This is a genomic window from Streptomyces sp. SID14478, from assembly GCF_010548525.1.
GTDB lineage: Bacteria > Actinomycetota > Actinomycetes > Streptomycetales > Streptomycetaceae > Streptomyces.
Window position 1 is genome coordinate 1 of record NZ_JAAGMG010000756.1, and the last position, 1808, is coordinate 1808.

The 1808-nt window shown below is 75.8% G+C and carries 3 protein-coding genes; 2 read left to right on the forward strand and 1 reads right to left on the reverse strand.

What is annotated here, in order from left to right; translation table 11 throughout:
• Positions 1 to 567: serine hydrolase domain-containing protein (locus G3I40_RS25065; RefSeq protein ID WP_164304384.1), on the forward strand; the 567-nt coding region annotated here is incomplete at its 5' end.
• A gap of 49 nt (positions 568 to 616) precedes the next feature.
• Positions 617 to 1393, forward strand: a complete 777-nt coding sequence (locus G3I40_RS25070; RefSeq protein WP_164304385.1) for an SDR family NAD(P)-dependent oxidoreductase — start codon at positions 617 to 619, stop codon at positions 1391 to 1393.
• An 8-nt stretch (positions 1394 to 1401) separates the two neighbouring features.
• Here the strand turns inward: G3I40_RS25070 and G3I40_RS25075 are convergent.
• Positions 1402 to 1808: DMT family transporter (locus G3I40_RS25075; protein WP_164304386.1), on the reverse strand; the 407-nt coding region annotated here is incomplete at its 5' end.

Here is a 1808-nt window from a genome sequence, read left to right on the forward strand (position 1 = left end):
GACCGCGCCCACCGCGCCGGACGCGTCGGGCCCGTCGCACCCCCGGCAGTCCCCGGCGCCCCGCGCTCGCGCCCCAAGCGGGCCCTCGTCGAGGCGTACACGGACCCGGCGTCGCTGACCCGGCGGGCCTTCGACACGATCACCCCGGCGCCGGACGAGAACGACCCCGGCTACCGCGCCGCCCAGCTCCCCGGTTCCAACGGCATCGGCACGGCGGAGGGCCTCGCCCGCTTCTACGCCTCGCTCATCGGTGAAGTCGACGGCAGGCAGCGGCTGTTCACCGCCGAGACCGTGCAACTCGCGCGCGGCGAACGGTCCTTGGGCCCCGACCGGGTGCTCGTCGCCCCGTCCCGCTTCGGCCTCGGATACATGCTGCACGGCGTCGCCTCACCGCTCCTGGGCCCGGACTCGTTCGGTCACCCGGGCCGCGGCGGCGCCCTCGGCTTCGCCGACCCGGAGTCCGGCATCGCGTTCGGCTACGTCACGAACGGCATGCAGAAGGGCGTCACCGCCGACCCCCGCGCCCAGGCCCTGGTGAAGGCGGTGCGGCAGGCGCAGGCCGGGTGACCCCCACCCTGTAGGAGACGGCGCCCCGGGGCCCGGGTAGCGTCACCGCATGACACGCTTCGAGGGGTACGCAGTCCTGGTCACGGCCGCGGGGCGCGGCATCGGCGCCGCCGTCGCCCACCGTCTCGCGCAGGAGGGCGCCCAGGTCCTCGTCACCGACATCGACGAGCCGGCCGCGCGCAAGGTGGCCGCGGAGATCCGCGAACAGGGCGGCACCGCAAGGGAGTTCGCCTGCGACGTGGGGGACAGGGCCTCCGTCGAAGGGGCGGTCGCGCACGCCGTCGACGCCTTCGGCCGCCTCGACGTCCTCGTCAACAACGCCTACGCCTGCCACCCCGACGCCGCGCTCTTCGAGGAGGAGGACGACGAGGGCTGGGCCCGCGACCTGGACCTCACCCTCACCGGCGCCTACCGGTGCAGCCGCGCCGCCCTCCCGCACCTCGTCGCCTCGGGCCGCGGCGCCATCGTCACCATCGGCTCCGTGAACGGCCTCCAGGACTTCGGCAACCACGCCTACAGCGCCGCCAAGGCGGGCCTGGTCTCGCTGACCCGCACCCTCGCCGGGCACGCCGGCCCACGCGGCGTCCGCGTCAACCTCGTCGCCCCCGGCACCGTCCGCACCCTCGCGTGGTCCGAGCAGGGCCGGGACCCGGACGCCCTGCGGGAGTTGTACCCCCTCGGCCGGGTCGGGGAGCCCGAGGGCATCGCGGCGGCGGTGGCCTTCCTGGCGTCCCGGGACGCGGCGTGGGTGACCGGCGTCGTCCTGCCCGTGGACGGCGGCATCACCGCGGTGAACACGGCGTTCAAGCACGCCGGGACCGACTGACGCGGCCCTCACCCCGCGTGCAGCATCAGCCCGATCCCGGCCACCATCACCCCGGCCGCGACGATCCGCGGCATGCCGAAGCGCTCCTTGAAGAACACCGCGCCGATCGCCGCCCCCACGATGATCGACGACTCCCGCAGCGCCGAGATCGGGGCCAGGTCCGCCCGGGTCTGGGCCCACAGCACCAGGCCGTACGCCGCCACGGACAGCGCCGCGCCCAGCAGCCCGCGCACGGCGAACGGCCGCAGGGTGGCGGCCAGTTCGCCGCGCCAGCGGTACGCCGCGTACACGGGGACCCCGCAGCCGCCGAGGACCATCAGCCACGCGGTGTAGCCCGCGGCCGAGCCGGACGCCCGTACGCCGAGCCCGTCCAGCACCGTGTACGAGGCGATGGACACCCCCGTCGCGAGGGCGG